The organism is Alkalihalobacillus sp. TS-13 (assembly GCF_019720915.1).
Taxonomy (GTDB): Bacteria; Bacillota; Bacilli; order Bacillales; family Fictibacillaceae; genus Pseudalkalibacillus.
In genome coordinates, this window is the sequence record NZ_JAHKSI010000002.1 from 34,036 (window position 1) to 50,571 (window position 16,536).

The following is a 16,536-nucleotide window of genomic DNA, read 5'->3' on the forward strand; positions in this document are numbered from 1 at the left end:
CCCCTTTACCTTTTGTTTAATACCAATTATTTCAAATCATCTACTCTAACTCAATCATTATTTTCATAAAAAAGAGGCATATCCTGCTTCGGATATGCCCCTTCTAATACTGAAGACCCTGATAATAAAAAGTTTATCTACCTAAGCTTTATTGGTGGTTTCACTATACTTCTTAAAGTTGTCAAGAAACGCTTGCCAGCCTGCTTCTTGCATTTCAGTTGGATTGTCAGTTTCTGCTTCAAACGTCTCGATGATCTTCGTTTCATTCTCCTGAGGAACAAAACGTATCGTGACTTTTCTTCCATCATCAAGCGTGTAGGAAATCAACTCGTGTATTTTCACTTCGTCATAGACACCACTAAAATCAAACCCAAAGCTACCGTCCTTCGCTTCCATTCTGGTGTGGAATCTTCCGCCATCCCTTAAATCGTTTTCGGCATTTGGAGCATGCCAATCATCCGATGCAAAACTCCATTTTGTTATATGCTGCGGCTCTGTCCAATATTTCCATACTTCCTCAACAGGTATTTGAACTGTCGTCTCTACTGTAATTGTCACTTTATTGCCTGTTTCCATTTTCATGATCCTCCTTACTATAATAAAATTTCAAAGCACTCAGGCAGATCGATCCTCCTCTCCCTCTAAGGAACCTACACTTTAGTTCAACAAGAAAAGCATTTCTCCTTCTTGAAGAAATGCTTTTCTGTTGAAGACTACTGGCCCAGTTTTTATGTGATACAGAAGAAAAGTTTGTTCCAGTGATCACCTGTTTGTATCTTCAGCTAGAACGATTATTCAAATGCAGAATTATAATCCAGATTTAGCTCTTGCTACCTTTATTCAACCAAGTTTATGTTGTTGTCTTTACACCATCTAATTGCAATTTGTTTAAACATTTCGTTACGATAAGAATACCATTGATCTTCAATATTAAGCTCGACGATTTTATTCTTGAATCTTCTAAAAGCACCCTTTCCCCTAATAGATCTATATCTCTTGCTTTCTTTCATTACTAACTGATAGGCAAAAGTCTTCCATAATTTTGTATTCATTAATTTCATATTTTGTTGGGAGTTCCTTGTAATCCTCAAAATTTTCAACAACATCAATAGCAATTTTTCTATCTTCTTGTTGCCAATCAGAAAGATGATCGAATGGTTCATCATCTTCAGCAGCTCTCAGTTCTTCTGATGTTACTACCACTATCTCCCCAGTTATTATATTTATAAAAGTTCTCGACTCATCAAACTGTATTTCCATATTCTCAATTATATCTTTAAGATTTACTTGAATGTTCATTATATAGATATCACCTGTTTCGTGTTTTATCGAATTTTTAATCGATACCAAATTAAAGCTTCTTTCTCTATTTCAGATACCAGCTGTTCTTTACCTTTTATGTAAGATGCAATATCATAAGGAAATTGTTTTGATAACCTTTCCTTTTGAATTTCCGTATTTATTCTTTAGTTCACTATTTATCCTCAAGTAATCTCTAAAAGCTAAGTGGCGTTCAATCTGTACGTCACCTTGTTGATAAATGTGAATATGATGAGTTCTGGCCGCTCCACCTTTTTGGAAATACCTTCGACCTGGTATTCCATTTTCACCTCGGGGTTCATATCCAATTACTCTCATTTGATCATTAAATTTGTCTACTTCTGTTATATCTTTAACCACTGGCATTATGTCAATTATCGGTTTTGCCTTTATACCTTTTATTGATGTGCTACCAATATGATGAATAGTAACTATTTGCAACCCGTAAATGCCTTGTAGTTTAATCATCTCCTGATGAAACATCTTCGGCCATTCCTCATCATAAGGACAAACCTCTACTTTTCTCACTTTTAAACACCTCCCTATGATAAAGCCTTCCATATTTCAGATATGCCCCTGATTGTTGAAGATTAAAATATGCGAGAAATATTTGCGGGAGTAGCTGGATGTGTCACATTGATTAAAGAGCAGTTTTTCACTATATCAAAATTCAAGTAGGATGCCTTTTCAATCTGTAGATGACTTTCTTTTCAAACATTCTACAACCGTTAATCTGAAAGATACGCTCCATGGGAATATTTTTATGTCCTGTTGCACCGATGTAGTATGTAGCTCCTATACATTTGAGAAATTGCAAAGAAAGTTTGTGGAGTGTCATCCCCAATTTATTACCTCGATATGCAGGAATCAATCCAAAATAAAATAGTCTTCCTTCATCAACAGTTCCTGGTTCTATATGTGGTATTGTAATCCCGATCGGATCTTTGTCATGATAAGCGATTAAACAGTTTTTTATGTAATTCGAACCCAGTTCAGTTTTCATGCCTTCAAATTCCTTCTCAATGGAAAGTGATGAAGGAGCGTTTAGGGACCAGGTTACAACTTCTTTCCATACCTTTTTAAATAAGTTATCGCTTGTTTGTTCAATAGATTTTAGTTCAATGGATGTTACCTGTTCGGAGACCTCTAAAGAATTCAGGTCTCGTTTATAAAAATATTGTGTGTCGTGTTTCGAAAAGTCGTAATCCCCCAGTAAATGAAGATAATCATTGTTCGATGCTTCTTTTTCGTTTAAAACGATTGTGACAGATTGAATATCCTTCATTTGGACAAATTCGTATATGTCCTGTAGAAATTTTTCAAATTGGGATGTAGATGATACCTGTCCGATATCCTCTACCACAAAATAATTTGGTGATCCGTCGAGAATTTTAGTTCCTAATCCTCTAAACACTCTTAGCCTCCTTTTGTGAGTGATGCCTAATGATCGTGTTCGTCTTATATCCACTAAGAAGTCAGTGCATTCCTTTTGGCGGTTTGAATGTAATCCTTTATTGCTTGTATAAATGTCCTTGCAGCAAATCCTAGGTACTTATCAGTCCGATATATAAGACACATGTCCTGACTTGGTGTGGGTTTGATTATTTTAATCACTTGAATGTTTTTATCGTGAAGATTTTCTAGTAGAAGTCTAGGCAGAACGGTTACTCCAATTCCCTTTTCAACCATGGTAATCAATGATGATAAGGTTGTTGTTTCAATTTTCGGTTTTATTCGGAATCCCAATTCTTGACAATGTTGGTCAATTAATTGCCGACACTGATGATCAGGGTGAAACATCACTGTCTTCATCTCGTGCAAATCAGCAAGTTGAATCGACTTTTTCTTTGTAAGTGTTGTTTCTTTTGAGATAGCTAAGGAGAATTCCTCATGAAAAAGCGGAATTTGTACAATCCGTTCATCGGGGTCAGGGGATGTCGTTACACCTATATCAATCTTACCTTCAATGACTTGGTCCGTCACTTTGCTTGTTTCAACTAGGGATAAGGAAATATCCGGATAGGTTCCGTGGAAATCAAAAAGCAACGAATTGAACATAAGGTCGGCATCACCAGGCAAGACTCCGATGGTAAGAGAACCACCCTTCAATTGTTTCAATTCCGAAATGCTTTCCTGAGCTTGCTTTAAATGTGAAAAAATATGCTTACTCTGTTCATATAATAGTTCACCTGCTTCAGTAATCGTAATCCGTTTACCGATGCGATTAAAGAGGGGGACACCCAATTCACTTTCCAGTAACTTGATCTGCTGGCTCAGGTTAGGTTGTGATACCATGATTTTCTCTGCTGCTCTTGAAAAATGAAGCTCCTCGCAGATGACCATGAAGTATTCCAACTGCCGCAATTCCATGTTAACTCCCCTTCCAAATATTTTCATAACTATAACTTATCATAATGATAAGAAACACTGTATTGATAAACTCTTTAGGGGTAGATATACTTACGTTGTAATCGTTTGTTTGAATTTTCAAAAAATGAATGGAGGTTTCATTATGTCTAATGCATTGTTAAGTATGTCTACATCAGTCCGCCAAATGGTTATTCACCAGGTTCAATCGATTCCCGAGGAGTCGTTCGATGTCCAACCCGACCCATTCAATAATACTATTCGATGGAATCTCGGACATATCGCCTTCGTCAATGAGTACTTTCTTTCATTAGGTCTATCCATTGATTCAAGACTTCCAGATCACTACGCACAATTATTTAAGCCCGGAACAAAGCCAGCTGATTGGAGTGACATCCCACCGACAAAAGAAGAGCTTATTCAAAATTTAACAAGGCAGCTTTCCAGCTTTTCTGATATTGATCCCAGCGTGTTCGACAAACAAATGGATCCGCCGATAGAACTAGGTCCGCTGAAATTTGAAACGTTTGGAGAGGTATTCAACTTTGCAATTGTCCATGAATCGATGCACTTTGCTACGGTTTCATGTCTATTAAAAGTACTCCAATATCAAAAAGTGTAAGGATGCATTTCTAATACCATACTTTGAGACCGATGATCATACGCGACTATAAGGATTGGGGCAACGGTAAACCGATCGTTTTCATTTCAAGCTGGGTGATAAGTTCCCGAACGTGGGAAATTTTTATTAACATAGGGGACGGCTTAAGGAAAGCACGTCCCTTTTTGTATCGCTTAGTGTTCTTCACTGATGATGCCCATCTGCTTTAAGGTCGCTACGACAATATTTTTAGCTTCGGTTCCAGTTCCATCGATATTTACAGCAAACACCAAGGTGTCTTTTTTTGTGGTGATAAAACCGACATACCAGCCTAAACCAAAATCTGAAAGTCTTGTTCCAGTTTTTCCATGGAGTGTGTACTCATCTTGATCATCATCAATCATCATCCGTTTAACCGTTTTCTGATGTTTTTCTTCAAAGGGTAGTTGTTCTCTGACTAATTTTTCGATTAAGTCCATTTGCTCTCTAGCAGTAATTTCAAGACTGCTGTCCAGCCAAAATGTATCGATTCCCCCAGAGATATCTTGATTTCCATAGTTTATGAGGTTTACATACTGTTCCATACGTTCAACCCCGATATCACTGGCCATATCTTGATAGTACCAGATCACAGAATGTCTCATGCCTGAAGCCAGTGTATGATCTCGATTCCAGGCCTCAAATTCCCCTGTAATACCATCCCACCGTTTAACCTCATATTCATCTCTAACTGCCGATGTTTGGAGTCCGATCAATGCGTTCGGCACTTTGAAAGTTGATTCAGGAGTGAACCTTTCTCTACTTCTCTTCTGGTTGTACACAAAAACGCTGTCATTTTTAAGATTTTTCAGTACCATCGTCCCATCTTTTCCGTTGAATACCGCTTCAATGGCTAACTTTTTTTCATGTTTACCTTTGGCACTCGTATCTGTTGACATCCCAGTCCAGACAAGCATGAGTGAAAGTAATACAAACAACCCTATACGAAAAATCTTCATTTTCTTCCTCCTTAATTGGTATTTTCACATGATAGTCACCCAGTCGTTGATAACTTATACTATACTCATAAAGCTTGAGCTCAGAAAGCAATGTTTTTGTCATCTGTACCCTTACAGTTTTGACAGGGAGGAAGCAAAAATGGAAAAGAAATACGAAGAAACAATAAAAGAAATCGAGGAAAGAATTAACGAAGGACTCCTAAATCCCGGTGAGCGTCTTCCTTCGGTCCGAAAATTATCCAAAGAGCTCCAATGCAGCATCAATACAGTCATTAAAGCTTACGCTGAGTTGGAGAAAAAGCATAAGATTTATTCGGTGCCGAAGAGTGGTTATTTTCTTGTGGGGAGTCATCAGTCAAGTAACACATCACCTAAAGAGCTGATTGATTTTTCTTCTGCTGGTCCTGACCGAAGTCGAATGCCCTACCGTGATTACCAGCATTGTATGAACCAGGCAATTGAATTCTATAAAGAGGAAATGTTTCATTACTCAGAACCCCTGGGACTGGATCAATTACGACAACAGCTTTCAAAACAATTACAGGATCTACAGGTTTTTGCTCCACCTGAACGGATCTGTGTCGTGTCCGGTTCGCAGCAGGCCCTTGATCTTCTCATCTCCCTTCCTTTTCCAAATGGGAAAACCGAAATCTGCACTGAACAGCCAACCCACCCTAGCTTCATACAATCTCTATCCTCCCGTGAACTGAAAGTCAGTGGAATTGAGATCACGAACAAGGGAATTGACTTCACCCGCTTGGAACAAATTTTTAGAGAAAATGAAATCAAATTGTTCTACACAGTATCGAGATTTCAGAATCCTACAGGGTATAGCTACTCCAATCATGAAAGAAAGAAAATCGTAGAACTGGCACAAAAATATGACGTTTACATCATTGAGGACGATTATATGGGGGATCTGGATACAAAAAGAAAGGCGGATCCAATGTTTGCCTATGATCCGTCTGGGAGGGTCATATATACAAAGAGTTTCTCTAAAGTCCTATTGCCTGGATTGAGGCTTGGGGTTGCCGTCTTACCTGAAGCTTTACTTGACAGCTTTTCTAGAGCTAAATTTGCAGCAGATGTCCACACGCCTGTCATCACACAAGGGGCTCTGGAAATCTACTTACAAAGCGGGATGTACAAGGCGCATATTCAGAAGCTCAGACGATATTACAAGAAGAAAGGTGCCCTTCTCAAAAAGGCTTACCTTGAGCACCTGCCTCCAGAAACTGGATTTACTGGCGGAGAATCAGGTTTTTATTCAACCATAGAACTACCAGAACGAATGAAAGCGAGGAAGCTGGTCGATCATCTTAAAGATAAAAATGTACGCGTACAGGATGCAACAGTTATGTATCTCCCAAAATACCGAAAAGAAAACCGGATCCGCCTGAGTGTGTCTCAGGTCAAAGACAAGAACATCACGTTAGGCATTGAAAAAATTGGCGAAGGAATTCGCGAGTTGTTAGCTAAAGGAGTGTCACTAGTCTAATAACCCTACACTGTTGAATTTACGTTTAGTCAACTGAACAATAACGATAACTTGCAGTTTACTTCATAGGAGGTGGATTTCCTCTTATTCATTTTTTCCTCATATGAAAAACTCAGTTCATGGCATCCACCTCTCTCCTTGTGATTTTTATGTAAACCTGAGAAGAATCTAAATTCTATATATTATTTTCCACAACTCGATCTAGCCATTCGTTAACTAAAGTGTTAAAAACTTGAGTCTGTTCAATTTGAAGGTTATGCCCTGCTCGATCTAACATTACAAAGCTTGCTCTAGGATAGTCCAATGCAAATTCCCATTGATTCCGATACCCGACTATATGGTCTTGTCGACCAGCAAAAATAAGGACTGGATTTTCAAAAGGTGGATGTTGTAGTTGTAGGTTCGTAGTAAGATCATATTTAAGCATCATACGCTCCAAAAATGGTTGGTCTGCTGCTTGTATCGTATAACTTTTCTTATGCGATAAAGTCGGTTCCTTGTACAGTAATCTTAATTGAATAGAAACATATTTTTATTCTTTTAAATTTTTTAGAGTTTGAGGTAGATCGGCCAACCAATTGTTATCCTCATTTGCTTCAATTAACTCATATATTTCATAATCACCATAATAACCCTCTTTGACAAAAGGGTCACTCTCCACAAGATCTATTGCCTCGTCAATGGTATTACAAATTAATATTTGCATAGCCTTATCATCATCCTTAATAGGACCACAAATAAAGAGTTTTGAGTTTTTGTTCAACTTTTGCAGATGTTCTATATGCTGACTTAATAGTTTCTCTGATAGTTCACCTTTCCTTTTATTTTTTAAAACCGCTACAAATTTTCTCATAAACGATCCCCCAAATTCTAAGATTACAAGAACATTCGTTCCCTCTATGATTATATCGTTTATTCAAACCTTCTTCCACAATGCTGCTCTATTCTTAGGTAATACGTACGATCTCTGTGCATCAATCGCACCATTTACCGGAAGACACTTTTCTCATTCTTTATAGTTTCTTTTCAAAAGACCCATAAAAACGACACCGTGCCATTCCCCATCCCGATAAACTTGTTCCTTTAATTCTCCTTCTTTATAAAACCAAAGCTTTTGATATAACTTTATTGCCCGTTCACTGAAAGAAAACACCCGCAAATATACTTTGTACAGATTTAACTCATTAAAAGTAAATTCCAATAAACTAATTAGTCCTGACATCATTGGATCCAAGTGATAATGCTCGCCCTTTGACTTAACACATGTTTTTGCCTTGTTACATGTTTTCTCGTGAAGAAGACGAGTAGCAAAGCAACGAGCATTTCAGAAAGCGGGAGTGCGAGCCAGACACCAGCGATATCAATGAATTTTGGCAGCACCCATAGTAGCACTAAGATAAAAACAAAGCTTCTTAAAAGAATAATGATAATCGATGGACGAATTTCACCGATGGACTGAAAATAGGTCATGTAAACAAAATTAAAACCAAGGAACAGATAACCAACAAAAAATAACCGAATTCCCTCAACAGCTAATTTATGAATCTCATCAGATTCCAGTCCAAATAGCGAAACCAGCAAAGGAGCAGCAAACAGACCGATGAGAAGCAGGCTTCCCCCAAGCATGAATGATGCCTTCTCACCAATCTTCACACTCTCTTTTATACGGATTTTTTCTTTGGCACCGTGATAGTAGCTGATCATGGGCTGCAGTGCTGACTCAATGCCAAAGAACGAAAGGAACATGAAGCCGTGCAAATAATTCACGACTGAAAAAGCAGCGACTCCTTCCGTGCCAAGCAAGCCTACTATCGCCAGGTTGTAGCCGGCGACGAATACTAGAGTTCCTGCTTCAGCAAGGAAGCTTGGAAATCCAATCGAGAAAATGCTCCCAAGTAGGCGCCATGACCATCGGAAGGAAGGCTTCCGCAAATTCGATTGCTTTTTTAAGAAATGGAGCAAGAGAACGAGTAACCCACCTAAACTTGCGAGTGCAGTGGCAATTCCCGCTCCAAAGACACCTAGCTCCAAAATAAAAATCATATAGTAGTTCAAGCCTATATTAACGATTGCAGTCACGCAAAGGGCGACCATCGACAAAGTTGGGCTGCCATCATTGCGGACAAAGATGCTGAGTAGCTGCTGTAGAGCAATCAACCAACCTAGTAGAAAAAGAGTCGTCAAGTATTCGACGGTATGAGAAAAAGTATCGGTGTTTGCTCCAAGTAAATTCGCAATTACCTCTATGTTAAGATAACCGATCACTCCGACTACTAATAAAAACACCAGTGCACTGGCAAGGGCCAGTGAAAATATACTCCTCGCTTTAGCAGCATCCTCCCCTCCGATATAGATGGAATAAATAGTTCCCCCACCAATGCCAATCCACAGCGAAATTGAGAAAATCAACGAGAATACCGGCATGGCGAGATTAACGCCAGCAAGCCCCTCCGATCCTACCCCGTTACCGACAAACACTCCATCGATCAGGATATTTACCGACATCAGCATCATTCCTATTAACGATGGAAAGAAATATTGAAAAAATATTTTTTTTACTGATTGATGTTTCAGGTTTTCATGCGTTCCATTCATCTGTCATTCCTCCTGCAAGTTCTTACAAGAGAAAGTATAAACCTTCAAGTTACTTGAAGGTCAATCCTTTTCATCCACCGGAATCTGAATCCAGGTCATATATGCATTTTCGTCCTGGATAACAGACTCATCGAGCATTGATATTTCGAGTGGGGCCCCAGCTACGCGATAGCCGTCTTGCTGAAGACGATTTAAGACAGAGGAATAGCTAGATTTAATTGTTTCATACGGACCGCGGTGTGGATAACATGCGTACATCCCCTCATCCAAATAAGATGTCTTTAAACCTACTTTCTTATGATGAAGCAATTCAAAGACAGCTCGATATTTCACATGCCCTTCCTTATTAAGACTATCGATCTCGACGATCGTTCCAAAATCGCCTGTAAAAAATCCATCATAATCGACTCCAGCTAAGGAGAGGTTTTCTAAGTCCTTTAAATACAATGCATCAGATTCTTCTATCAAATCGATTGGTGTATCATTGTATAGATAAGAAATTGCACGTTCCGGAAACCAACGATACATCAACGAAGGGTTAGCGCGAAGGGAAAGTCCCTCTTCGATCGTAGCGATTTTGCCTTGGATTTTTTCAGAAACCTTCTTCAACCTCTCCATTTCTTCCTCCACTTCTCTAAGCTTTCGTTCCAAGAGCCCTTTAGTGTTCTCAGGGGTCCGCTTCTCTATATGTTGCTGGATATCCTTAATAGAAAATCCATTTTTCTTCAGGAAGATGATTGTATCGAGTACGACAAATTGTTCAATGGTATAGTAACGATATTGGCTGTCAGGATCTGTATATTTAGGTTGGAAAATCCCGATTTCATCATAGTAACGAAGCGTAGAGGTGGAGAGCTGGAATAGTTTGGCCACCTCCCCGATGCGGAACCGATGCTTCATTCAAATACCTCCTTTTTTCCATCTTTTTAGAAATATAGATGCTTCCTATTTATTTTAGTGTGTTTGGATATTACCTTCTTCCAAAATGAAATTGAGCAATATTTTTCAATCTACATATTGGTATCTTATTCCATAATTATACACTTCCAAAATTAATGCATATTTCACTTATTCCTTAATCCTAGATATGAGCACTAAAATCCTTCTTTATCTAAGTGGGTTCTACAGTGAAAGAATGTTGAAGATCAATGGTTAAATGTAGAAAACCATAAAATCGAGGATGGAATTAAGAGGATATCAAACGGATTAAATGGGAAAAGGCATATGTACTTTTAATTATACTTTTCCCAACCCCTTCTTGGTATAATATAATTGTTGCGAATAACCATATTTATCAATAAATGGTTAAAATCAATCTTCATATTAAAAACGAAATTGCCTATACTCTTTAAGATCGTTGTTAAACAATCTGTCCCTAACATAAAAAGGTGCAAACTATTAAACATTTGCACCCTTTAATGGAAGATCACTCTCGAATATCCACGCTGCACAGATATTCCAGAAATGCCTCCGTTTCTTGAATAAGACATTTACTATTGAATTATCAGCTCTTTAACATGTTATTTTTCGTAAATACACAAAAAACATCTCCAGATTCATATGGAGGAAACATGATAAAATGAATAGGAGATAATTAACCATCGAAGAAGTGATTTCTTTGCCCGGCCTTTCAGGATATGGCAGTTAGTGAATCAACATAAGAAATGCATAATAATCTTAAAGGTTTACGTGAAAAAGAACTGAACTTCGGACCCTAAGGAGGAAAAACATATGTCGCATAATTATTTGGAGGATTCCAAGTCCTCGGAGACGTTTGGAATGAAACTTCTGCTAACTTCCGCGGGCGTCAATAACTCGACTATCCACAACGAGCTGGTTGACATGCTAGGCAAACCGATCGCCGACTCCAACGCTCTGTGCATCCCTACCGCGATGTACGGACACCCCTGGGTCGGTCCCGGCGTCAAAGCCTGGCAGTTCATCAGCGGGAATTCCGAGAATCCCATGGTCGACCTGGGCTGGAAGTCTGTCGGCGTTCTTGAGCTCACAGCGCTGCCAAGCATCGACGAAGACCGTTGGGTGCCTCTTGTCCGGGAGACGGACGTCCTGCTGGTGGCGGGAGGCGACGCCCTATACCTGTACCACTGGATGCGGCAATCCGGGCTAGCAGACCTCTTGCCATCACTGGATGCAGTCTATGTGGGAATGAGCGCTGGGAGCATGGTGATGGCCCCGAATATCGGTGAAGAATTCGTAGGCTGGCGTCCGCCCACAGGGGGAGATAAAACACTTGGTCTGGTGGATTTTGCGTTGTTTCCTCACCTAGATCACGAGATGTTACCGGACAATACCTTGGCCAATGCAGAAAAGTGGGCAGCCGGTGTCTCAGTGCCAGGGTACGCGATTGACGATCAGACGGCCATCAAAGTGACCGATGGGGCCGTTGAAGTTGTTTCCGAGGGGCAATGGAAGCTGTTCACCCCTTAACACCGAGATGGTCAGCCCATTAGCTCGCGATTTTTTGGTTGCAATGAAAAAAGCCTGATTTCTTCACTTAAATTGAGAAATTAGGCTTTTTAATATTGAATTTTCCTTAACGCTGTAAATCCACATTTTCCTGACATTACCCCTTTTTGCTGTATTATCTCGAAACTGAGTCTTCAAGAATCCTCCCCGTTTGCGGAATAAGGTTTTGTTGTTTACTGCCCTTAATTTGCAGATACAACTAGCATTCGTTTCATCGATTCAATATGGCCGACATGGATGGCTTCATGAATGACTGAAAAAGCAGCAGCTTCTGCAGCAATCGTGTATCCATGTGTATTTACAGCTAGGGGTTTGTTGAAATCTTCTGGTGACATTTCATTGACACGGGTTAACTGGTCTTTAAGAGTTGCTACAAGTTCTGATAAAAGCGGTACCTCTCCATCCCATTTCGAAGGTTTGGTACCAGGGCCGAAAAATTCATTGTACCGTAATGGGATTTGCACAGGATTGCAAGGGAGTTCGAACATAAAATATTCTGTTTCCGTGATAATATGACCGATGTGCCATCTGATTGTATTGTTGAATCCATCTGGTTGAATATCCACAACTTCTTCTGAGAGATCCTCTACTGCCTTTACCATCCATTTTCTAATTCTATTGAATTGATCTAAAACTAATTTTGACATGGCTTTCGCTCCTCTATGGGATATTTACCTCAATAATGATTTCTCCCGGAAGTCGTCAATCCCTTTTAGCAAATTACCTCATATGTAAAGAAAACCGAGTCCCTCCTAAAAGATTAGGAACAACTCGGTTGTTTATATGAATTTATGCAATGTCTTCATCTTTCGGAACGTTGTCTATATCTGTTTTCACATAATACTTTCCTTTTGAGGCGACGGCAAGGACGATCGTCAATACGAATGATAGGATTGCCGCAAAGAAGGCTGCGGTGTTTTGAAGGAAGGTTCCCATAATCCCGAATGCAGCCATCGTTCCTATAGTGCTCGCGACGATTAATGAAACGACACCGACCGGATTCCACTTATACAGTTTTTCCTGTTCATATTCAAAGTACATTGGACCGATTCTCAAAGCACGTTTCACGACGAAGGCATCCGCAATGATTGTCGCAGCCCAGGCGAATAAGAAGACACCCTGGAAGGTAAGCATTGGTCCGAGATAGTCGAGTGCTCCTGCGAGCATTGCGATGACGGCAGCGACCGCCGTGAATACGACCCAGAATGTACGTCCAGGTGTAAACTTAAATACATTTTCAAAAAAGTTCGATAGAGATAACGACCCGCTGTATAGATTGGTAATATTGATTCTGATCTGAGTCAAGATCGTGAACAATGCCCCGAAGATACCGATGATATGCACGAAGTATACACCTGGGTTGTCTTCCATGAAACGGACACCGAACCAGATGCCGATCAAACCCATGATAAAGAAACAGACCAGCTGTGGGATGAATCCGACAGCGAACACACCAAGTTTGAACTGTTCAGGTTTGACAAATCGCGCGTAATCCGAGATCAATAATGCCATGATTCCTACGAGACCATTGATGATTCCGATACACGTTAGTAAAGCGGTACCGCCGACTTGTGCGCCTTCAGGCAAGTAGGACCATACATCACCGGCATACGTCGGCGCCATATTGGCGGCAACAATCATTCCTGCACCTAATAAGATGATGAAGATCGGCAGCGACCATTTTTGCAGCTTGTCCAATTGTTTCATGCCGAACCAGTTGAACGGGATGACCGCCAGTCCAAAGAAAACCATCAAGATCCAGATCGGTATGACTTGTACATATTCATAGACGGCAAAGGCCATGATCGAGCCTTCGATTGCACAATACATGATGAAGTTGATTGCATAAATGAACGATGTAATCGATGCGCCAATATAGCCGAATCCACCACCTCTGGCAAGCAGGTTTACATTCATCCCGTGCTTGGCGGCGAGATAAGCGATCCCAATACCCAGAACACCTGCGATGACAGTCGCATAGATTTCAGCAATCAATGCATTCATAGCGCCATAGGATACCGCCATCAAACTCCCCATCTGCATGAAGACCATTGCTGTCGCGACACCGAGTGCCACGTTTGTGACGCTCCACCATCCCATTCGATAATGTTTTGGAACTTTCTCAAGTGCATAATCCTCTTTCTTCTCTTCCTTAGAATTTTGGCTTACCTGTGGATTTAATTTTTCTGCCATTGCGTTTCTCCTCCTGTCGTAAAATTCCTAATATTCCGACTTTTGATTACATAGCACGGGTACAGTTGATTCTATTAGAAAAGTTCATTGAGTAAAATTGCGGCATTTCTGCAGGTACAGCGAGTTAAATCAACCATGTGGTGCGGTTAACGGACACCAGAGCCGCTATTTGTGACAAAACTCGGTGTTTCAGCATTTTAACGGACACCAGAGCCGTTATCTGTGAACAAAGCATCTGATTTACTATGATATTTGCGAAATAAGGTCTCTGGTGTCCGTTAGTTTTGTAAAATCATGTTGTTTGGGACAAATAAGGTCTCCTGTGTCCGTTAACGGTTAAGTTCAACTTGGTTTCAGCTATTCCTCAAGTAACCTACATGACTTAGAGGGTCACTTCCGCTTTTCTTTTGACCGCGCAAAGGTAGTGAATTTCACAGAGTATTGCACAAATTTACCATTATTTTTAATTCAAAATCTTAGGGGGCGTGGCTGTCCAAAAAGAAAAGTGTCAGACACCTCCAACACAACATTTTGTATCAAAATCACGATTTTTCTCAAAATGTTGTTACGTTCGGAGAGACTCAGACACTTATTGGCCAGCTCTACCGCTTATTGCAATTGTTCGACCAAGTCATTCAACTGTTTCTTTTGCTCTAAACGGAGCTGCGTTGCCTGTTGGACGGTAACAGCATGGAAACGGACAGACGATCCTGGCCTCGCTTGGGCCAGATAGCTTAAATCCGGACTGATGACGGTACCCGCCATGACGAACCCTCCTCCTACTGTTGCGTCGTTCAACAAGAGGATGACTTCTTCTGTATTCGGTACGAGGATCGCTCCGATCGGATAAGCGAAGTCAACCACACCTCCTGCACTGTTCCCTGACCCGAATGGGGGTTCATAGTCTTTGTACGGAATCGTTTCCCCGTCGAATCGATAGGCAACCCGGTTGGATTCAAGCTTCACCTCCCATTCGTTGTTTAAAAACTTCGTAATGCCTTCATCGCTGATTTCATTACCCGAAACACCCATTACAGCATGGACATCGACTTTGTTTGAAAAAGAGGGGATGTAAGGATTCTCCACGCTTTTCCCGACTCGATTGAAGGCACCTGGCAATGGTTCACTAATCGGAACGGCATCCCCATTTTCCAACTTCCTGCTTAAAAATCCTCCGAAATCGCCTAAGGTATAGGTCGAGCGGCTTCCTAAAATTTCAGGAACTGTGATGCCTCCGGACACACACATATACGTGAAAACACCTATCGCTTCTGTTGAATAGGAAATCGATAACGCATCGCCTTTTTTGACCTTGAAGACTTCCCACATCGCCATCTGTTTTCCATTCAGTGTCACATTTGCAGGAGCCCCGGTAACCGTAATGACCGTGCTTTTCTCGAAAACCACAGTAGGCCCAGCCAAGGTGATTTCCAGACCGGCACTGAAAGGCGGATTACCCAATAAGAGATTGCCGATCTGAAACGACAACTTGTCCGCCGCTCCACAAGGAGGCACACCGAGATGATAATAGCCGTTCCTGCCGCCATCTTGAATTGTCGCTATGAATCCAGGCTCGATCACGTTAATCAATTAAAAGTCCTCCATTAACTCGGAAAGGTACTTCTCTTCCTTCCGGATATATTCCTCAGCTGAAAAGTGGACATCTTTCATTTTATAGCGGTATGTGCCATCTTCTACTTCTTTTGTAATGGAACGGTATTCGCTTTCATCAATCGTCCGGTACTTCCACAGGTCGCCTGGACTCGCGAGGAAGATCGAATCCTTGAATGCCTCTAATCGCTGTTGGTGCTCATAAACCGGTACCGCTGACATCCCGATCAACTGGTAGCTTCCCGGAGATTGCGTCGGATAGATCACCGAAAACGCACCGCCGATTCCGATCGCAAGCTTTGGTGTTTGCGTTCTTGGACTCGTGTATTTGGGTGCACGGATGATTTCTTCTCGCGGTATGCCGAGCGGGTATGTCCATGCTGTGCCGGGCGTGAATCCGAGCATCGTGATCAGATGCGGGACTTTGGAATGCGCATCGATGAACCGGTCTTTATCCTTGAATCCGTTCAGCTTCATCACGAAATCGAAGTTCGACTCGGTAATCTCTTTATTCCGTTCGTTGAAACGGATCGAGTACTCTTTGGTGACCGGATCATCATACCAGATCGGGATCTCGACGATCTTGCATTTCATGTTCAACTCTGATTCATCGCTTTTCGTGATATCGATTTCCTTCAAATAGTCTAATAAGCTGAATGGCGACAACACCTCGGGATCATATCGGACAAGATAAGAGGCATTTGCGGGATAGATTTCGATGATCCCCGGAATGTTCCGCCGACGTAATTCATTGGTGATCGCGATCGCTTTGAAGTTGCTTTCTGCGCTCATGTCATTTGTAATCTGGGCGAAGATATACTCGTCTCCGCAAAAATCGAACCGTGTCTCCGGTAATGAAAGCATGC

The 16,536-nt window shown here is 40.9% G+C and carries 18 protein-coding genes; 3 read left to right on the top strand and 15 right to left on the bottom strand.

Annotated features, from left to right (window positions below; genetic code table 11):
- Positions 1-141: 141 nt before the first annotated feature.
- The 5 genes from KOL94_RS16950 to KOL94_RS16970 all read right to left on the bottom strand — a co-directional run bounded on the left by KOL94_RS16950 (position 142) and on the right by KOL94_RS16970 (position 3,690).
- The gene (locus KOL94_RS16950) at positions 142-576 is read right to left on the bottom strand and encodes an SRPBCC family protein (protein WP_221567797.1); all 435 of its coding nucleotides are present in this window, start codon (positions 574-576) and stop codon (positions 142-144) included.
- Between the two features lie 411 nt (positions 577-987).
- Positions 988-1,299 (bottom strand): hypothetical protein, encoded by a 312-nt coding sequence (locus KOL94_RS16955; RefSeq protein WP_260412496.1) that lies wholly within the window; start codon positions 1,297-1,299, stop codon positions 988-990.
- A gap of 114 nt (positions 1,300-1,413) precedes the next feature.
- Positions 1,414-1,848, bottom strand: a complete 435-nt coding sequence (locus KOL94_RS16960) for a GrpB family protein (RefSeq protein ID WP_311775184.1) — start codon at positions 1,846-1,848, stop codon at positions 1,414-1,416.
- Positions 1,849-1,990: 142 nt separating this feature from the next.
- On the bottom strand, positions 1,991-2,734 hold the full coding sequence (locus KOL94_RS16965; RefSeq protein WP_221567798.1) for a GNAT family protein: 744 nt from the start codon (positions 2,732-2,734) through the stop codon (positions 1,991-1,993).
- Between the two features lie 53 nt (positions 2,735-2,787).
- Positions 2,788-3,690, bottom strand: coding sequence for a LysR family transcriptional regulator (locus KOL94_RS16970; RefSeq protein ID WP_221567799.1), 903 nt, complete (start codon positions 3,688-3,690; stop codon positions 2,788-2,790).
- 142 nt (positions 3,691-3,832) lie between these two features.
- Between KOL94_RS16970 and KOL94_RS16975 the strand changes: the two genes are divergently transcribed.
- Positions 3,833-4,309: a DinB family protein gene (locus tag KOL94_RS16975; RefSeq protein ID WP_221567800.1), complete on the top strand. Its 477-nt coding sequence runs from the start codon at positions 3,833-3,835 to the stop codon at positions 4,307-4,309.
- 173 nt (positions 4,310-4,482) lie between these two features.
- On the opposite strand, the gene blaOXA is transcribed toward KOL94_RS16975, so the two are convergent.
- Entirely contained in the window at positions 4,483-5,286 is an 804-nt protein-coding gene (gene blaOXA / locus KOL94_RS16980; RefSeq protein WP_221567801.1) for a class D beta-lactamase, read from the bottom strand.
- 139 nt (positions 5,287-5,425) lie between these two features.
- On the opposite strand from blaOXA, the gene KOL94_RS16985 reads away from it, so the two are divergent.
- The gene (locus tag KOL94_RS16985; RefSeq protein WP_221567802.1) at positions 5,426-6,784 is read left to right on the top strand and encodes an aminotransferase-like domain-containing protein; all 1,359 of its coding nucleotides are present in this window, start codon (positions 5,426-5,428) and stop codon (positions 6,782-6,784) included.
- A gap of 175 nt (positions 6,785-6,959) precedes the next feature.
- On the opposite strand, the gene KOL94_RS25905 is transcribed toward KOL94_RS16985, so the two are convergent.
- The 5 genes from KOL94_RS25905 to KOL94_RS17005 all read right to left on the bottom strand — a co-directional run bounded on the left by KOL94_RS25905 (position 6,960) and on the right by KOL94_RS17005 (position 10,279).
- Positions 6,960-7,214 carry an alpha/beta fold hydrolase gene (locus KOL94_RS25905; protein WP_483298092.1) on the bottom strand — a complete coding sequence of 85 codons (255 nt, stop codon included), beginning with the start codon at positions 7,212-7,214 and terminating at the stop codon, positions 6,960-6,962.
- 102 nt (positions 7,215-7,316) lie between these two features.
- Entirely contained in the window at positions 7,317-7,637 is a 321-nt protein-coding gene (locus KOL94_RS16990; protein ID WP_221567803.1) for a YciI family protein, read from the bottom strand.
- 153 nt (positions 7,638-7,790) lie between these two features.
- The gene (locus tag KOL94_RS16995) at positions 7,791-8,006 is read right to left on the bottom strand and encodes a GNAT family N-acetyltransferase (RefSeq protein ID WP_260412497.1); all 216 of its coding nucleotides are present in this window, start codon (positions 8,004-8,006) and stop codon (positions 7,791-7,793) included.
- On the bottom strand, positions 8,006-9,379 hold the full coding sequence (locus tag KOL94_RS17000; RefSeq protein ID WP_221567804.1) for an MATE family efflux transporter: 1,374 nt from the start codon (positions 9,377-9,379) through the stop codon (positions 8,006-8,008). Before KOL94_RS17000 ends, KOL94_RS16995 begins: the two co-directional genes overlap by 1 nt.
- Positions 9,380-9,439: 60 nt before the next feature.
- On the bottom strand, positions 9,440-10,279 hold the full coding sequence (locus KOL94_RS17005; protein WP_221567805.1) for a MerR family transcriptional regulator: 840 nt from the start codon (positions 10,277-10,279) through the stop codon (positions 9,440-9,442).
- Positions 10,280-11,158: 879 nt separating this feature from the next.
- Between KOL94_RS17005 and KOL94_RS17010 the strand changes: the two genes are divergently transcribed.
- Positions 11,159-11,827 carry a Type 1 glutamine amidotransferase-like domain-containing protein gene (locus tag KOL94_RS17010; protein WP_221568239.1) on the top strand — a complete coding sequence of 223 codons (669 nt, stop codon included), beginning with the start codon at positions 11,159-11,161 and terminating at the stop codon, positions 11,825-11,827.
- Between the two features lie 221 nt (positions 11,828-12,048).
- Here KOL94_RS17010 and KOL94_RS17015 read toward each other — a convergent pair whose 3' ends face one another.
- From KOL94_RS17015 to KOL94_RS17030, 4 genes are all read right to left on the bottom strand, one after another.
- Positions 12,049-12,513: a DinB family protein gene (locus KOL94_RS17015; RefSeq protein ID WP_221567806.1), complete on the bottom strand. Its 465-nt coding sequence runs from the start codon at positions 12,511-12,513 to the stop codon at positions 12,049-12,051.
- A gap of 142 nt (positions 12,514-12,655) precedes the next feature.
- Positions 12,656-14,059, bottom strand: coding sequence for a purine-cytosine permease family protein (locus tag KOL94_RS17020; protein WP_221567807.1), 1,404 nt, complete (start codon positions 14,057-14,059; stop codon positions 12,656-12,658).
- A 609-nt stretch (positions 14,060-14,668) separates the two neighbouring features.
- Entirely contained in the window at positions 14,669-15,640 is a 972-nt protein-coding gene (locus KOL94_RS17025) for a 5-oxoprolinase subunit C family protein (RefSeq protein WP_311775194.1), read from the bottom strand.
- Positions 15,641-15,649: 9 nt separating this feature from the next.
- Complete coding sequence (locus tag KOL94_RS17030; protein WP_221567809.1) at positions 15,650-16,534, bottom strand: 5-oxoprolinase subunit B family protein; 885 nt, start codon at positions 16,532-16,534, stop codon at positions 15,650-15,652.
- Positions 16,535-16,536 lie beyond the last annotated feature (2 nt).